This window comes from Streptomyces anatolicus (assembly GCF_019400875.1).
GTDB classification, from domain to species: Bacteria; Actinomycetota; Actinomycetes; order Streptomycetales; family Streptomycetaceae; genus Streptomyces; species Streptomyces anatolicus.
The window spans coordinates 1-3,999 of the sequence record NZ_WMBF01000538.1 but is presented as its reverse complement, the minus strand read 5'-3'; the positions used below and the strand labels follow the sequence as shown (position 1 = coordinate 3,999).

Genomic DNA, 3,999 nt, shown 5'->3' with positions numbered 1-3,999 from the left:
CCAGGGCCCGACATCACCAAGCCCGCCCCCGCCGACACCTACGTCCTGCGCACCGGCCCCTTCTCCTTCCTCCTCGCCCGCCGCGCGACCCTCGCCTCGCTGCTGCTCGCCGCGCTGCTCCTCGTCGCCGTCGTTTTCTCCGCGTACGCCGGACAGAGCGACATGGGCGTCAGCCGCACCTTCCGGGCTGTCTTCGGATACGGCGACCACTTCGACGTACTCCTCGTGCAGAAGTTCCGCCTCGGCCGCATCGTCGCCGGGCTCACCGCGGGCGCCGCGCTCGGTCTCGCCGGGTGCCTCACCCAGACCCTCGCCCGCAACCGCCTCGCCACCCCCGAACTCCTCGGCGTCAACGACGGTGCCACCGCCGCCGTCCTCGTCTCCGTCACCTTCAGCGCCTCGGGGTCCTTCGGCGCCTGGTGGGCGGGGCCGATCGGCGCGCTCGTCGCCGTGGTCGTCGTGACGGTCGTCTCCGGAGGGCTCGGGCAGCGCGGCTACCGCGTGCTCGTCGTCGGCCTCGCCATGTCCGCGCTCGCCTCCGCCGCCACCCAGGTCGTCCTCTCGCGCCGCTCGCTCAACTCGGCCAGCTCGCTGTACGTATGGACCTCCGGCAGCCTCAACGGCCGCGGTTACTCCGTCGCCGTGCCCGTCCTCATCGGCCTCGCCGTCCTCGTCCCGCTCGCCCTCGCCGTCGCCCGCCACCTCGGCGTACTCCGCTTCGACGACGACACCGCCGCCTCCCTCGGCTCCCACGCCGGGCGCACCCGCCTGATCTGCCTGCTCCTCGCCGTCGCGCTGGCCGGACTGGCGGTCGGCATCTGCGGGCCCGTCGGGTTCGTCGCCCTCGCCTCGCCCGTCATCGCCTCCCGCCTCGCGGGCCCGCTGCGGGTGCCGCTGGTCGGCTCGATGCTGACGGGCGCGGTGCTCGTGGTCGCCGCGGACACGCTCGGGCGCGTCGTCTTCGACGGCTCGGAGCTGCCGGTCGGCGTCGTCACGACCGTGCTCGGCGGCCCGTTCCTGCTGTGGGTGCTGCTCGGCCGGTCGGCGGCGACGCGCGTATGACACCTCGAACCCGGACGCGCGTATGACACCCCCGAGCCCGAACCCGAACCCGAGAGAGATCACCCCTGTGCGAAGCCCGCTGCTGCGGACGCTCCTTCACGCCGTACGAGCCCGGGTCCCCGGCGCCGAACGGGAGTTCTGGAACCGCGTCGAGACCACCGGCACGCCCCTCGTCGAGCCCGACCCGTCCGGCGACCCTGCCCACCGCCTCGTCACGTTCCTCTGGCGGGACGACCCAGCGCGCCCCGCCACGGACGTCCTCGCGCTGCTGCACACCGTCACCGACAGGGACCGCCACGCGGGCGACCTCTCCCCGCACCTGATGGAGCGCCTGCCGGGCACGGACGTGTGGGCGCTCGGCCACCGGCTGCGGGCCGACCACCGGGCGTCGTACCAGTTCTACGTCGCCCACGGCACCCGGCAGGACACCCTCCGCACCGACCGCGAGGCCTGGCTGCGCGTCCTCGCCGACGCTGTCCCCGACCCGCTCAACGGCGACCCGCGGCTGCCCGCCCGCGACGGCCGCAACCCCGCCTCGGTGATGTCCCTGCCGGACGCGCCGCCCCAGCCGTACGTGGGCCGCCGCGCGAGGCCGGCGGGGAAGTCCACCGAGGCCGAGGTGGACGGCAGACGCGTCACCCTCCACCTCCCACCGGAGCCGCCCCGCGCCCTCGCCGTCCTCCTGGACGGCGAGATGTGGGGCCCGGTGCTCGGCGTCGGCGCCACGTTCGACGCGCTGCACGCCGAGGGCGCGCTGCCGCCGACGGCCGCGCTCCTCGTCGACACGATGGGGCGCCGGATGGAGGACCTGAGTTGCAGCGGCGCCTTCGTGGACTGGCTCGCGGACGTGCTGCTGCCGTGGGCGGCGGACGCGTACGACATCTCAACCCCCGCCGAGCGCACGGTCATCGCGGGCCAGAGCGCGGGCGGCCTCACGGCGGCGTACGCGGTCCACCGCCGCCCGGACCGCTTCGGCGCGGCGCTCAGCCAGTCGGGTTCCTTCTGGTGGCCGGACGAGAACGCCCCGGACGGGCGGGGCCCGGAGTGGCTCACCCGCGAGTACGCCCGCACGCCGCGCCGCCCGGTCCGCCTCCACCTGGAGGTGGGCGCCCAGGAATGGATGCTCCTCGCCGAGAACCGCCGCTTGCGCAACGTCCTGCGGGCGCGGGGATACGAGGTGACGTACGAGGAGTTCAACGGAGGCCACGACTACGCATGCTGGCGCGGCGGCCTCGCGACGGCCCTGATATCCCTGCTGCCTCGCTGACGAGGGGGGCGGCAGAAGCCCCGCCAGGGGCGCGGGGAACTGCGCAAAACGGCGCCAGCAGCTCCCGAGGTCAGACAGGCGGCCCGGCCCGGCGGAGCTGCCTCAGGTAGGTGTTCAGGCGCTCGATGTGAGGGGCGGAGGCCTCGCCGACCGCCGCGAGGATCTCGGGGGCGAGCGCGACCGGCTGGGCGAGGCGTTCCAGGGCTCGGCGGGCTTCGTCCCGGGCATGCGCGGCGACCGGCTCGGTGTCGAGGAAGTACGGCATGCGCATGCCGTACTCGGTGGCCGTCTCGACGGCGTCGGACACGGACAACTCGACGCACGCCTCGACGGTCATGGTCTCGATCGGGGCCCGCACGGGGGCGAACGGTTCCAGGAGTTCCGGTGTGGTGCCGGGGCCGAGGATCATGTCGGTGAGGTGGCGGGCGATGACCGGGGAGCTGTGGAGGCCGTCGCGGTAGGTGCCCGTGGCCACGAACAGCCCGTCCGTGCCGGCGGCCGGACCCAGGAGCGGGAAGCAGTCCAGGGGGACCGGGCGGCTGCCGTAATGCCACTCCTGGACGGCGGACATGCCGAGGCGGGTGTCGAACTGGTCGGTGGCGAAGCGCAGCAGGGACTGGGTGACGCCGATACGGGGTCCCGGGGGCGGATCGAACAGCACGATGTTCGTCGCGCCGATGTACTCCTGTCCGCCCCCCAGGGGAACGAGGTGCATGCCGCACGCGCCCGACCGGGTGGGGGTGCGGATGACGCGGTCGAAGCCGGGCGGGGCCTGGCGGGCGGTCCGCACGGCGAGACCCGTGCCGTGCAGCAGGGGCGGCGTACGGTCGGGGAGCGGTTGGCGCAGAAGCGTGTGGGAGGCGGCGCCCGCGGCCACCACGACGGCTCCCGCCGCGAGTTCGGTGCCGTCTTCGAGGCGCATCCCGGTGACCTTGCCGTGCGCGCTCAGGAGTTCGGATGCCTGACCGTCGAGGAAGGTGACGCCGAGGCGGCGCCCGGTGTCCTCCAGCGCGTCGAGGACGGCTCGCGCGTCGACGGCTCCCTCCCGCTCCAGGTAGAGGGCGCGTACGGGCCGTTCGTGGGGGACGGGGCGCAGGCCGGGGATGTCGGCGGCCTCGACCTCGTGGTGCGGCTCGGCGTACTCCTTGAGTGCCGCGTGGACGGCGTCGAAGTTCCGGGTGGCGGTGGGGGTCGCTCGGGCGCCGAGGACGACGAACGTGCCCGGCGACACCAGCTCGGGCCCCCGGCCCCGCCCTCCGTCGCGCAGCCCTTCCAGCCAGTCGGGCCAGGCGTCGAGCGCCGCGCGGGCGAGCGCGAACTTCGTCCGGGAAGCGGGATGGGCGCCGACGCGGTCGGTGACCTCGGCGAAGCAGTTCAGCATCGCGCCGGCCGCCACCGTCGCCGCGCCCGGCCGGGCAGCGGGGCCGGCCACCGCCACCCGCAGTCCCGGTGAACGCCGGGCCAGTTCCACGGCGATCGAAAGGCCCAGCACGCCGTTGCCCGCCACCGCGACATCCACGCTCATCCGCCGCACCGCACGTACCTCATCTCTTCGCAGGGTTCGCGGAGAGCCTGCCCCTGATCTTCCTCAGGGAGACCTGATCTTCCTGAGGAAGACCTGCCGCAAGGCCACCCCTCACAAGGCGCACGCGCACCCCGCACCCTCACCC

3 protein-coding genes are annotated in these 3,999 nt (G+C 74.4%); 2 read left to right on the top strand and 1 reads right to left on the bottom strand.

Going from position 1 to position 3,999, the window contains the following annotated elements; all coding sequences use genetic code 11:
• Together GKQ77_RS29110 and fes are read left to right on the top strand one after the other, a co-directional pair.
• The coding region (locus GKQ77_RS29110; RefSeq protein ID WP_258022158.1) for a FecCD family ABC transporter permease at nucleotides 1–1,062 on the top strand (1,062 nt) is incomplete at its 5' end.
• A 22-nt stretch (nucleotides 1,063–1,084) separates the two neighbouring features.
• Nucleotides 1,085–2,329: an enterochelin esterase gene (fes, locus tag GKQ77_RS29105; protein WP_219692053.1), complete on the top strand. Its 1,245-nt coding sequence runs from the start codon at nucleotides 1,085–1,087 to the stop codon at nucleotides 2,327–2,329.
• Nucleotides 2,330–2,399: 70 nt separating this feature from the next.
• Here fes and GKQ77_RS29100 read toward each other — a convergent pair whose 3' ends face one another.
• Nucleotides 2,400–3,854: an NAD(P)/FAD-dependent oxidoreductase gene (locus tag GKQ77_RS29100; RefSeq protein WP_219692051.1), complete on the bottom strand. Its 1,455-nt coding sequence runs from the start codon at nucleotides 3,852–3,854 to the stop codon at nucleotides 2,400–2,402.
• Nucleotides 3,855–3,999: the final 145 nt, after the last annotated feature.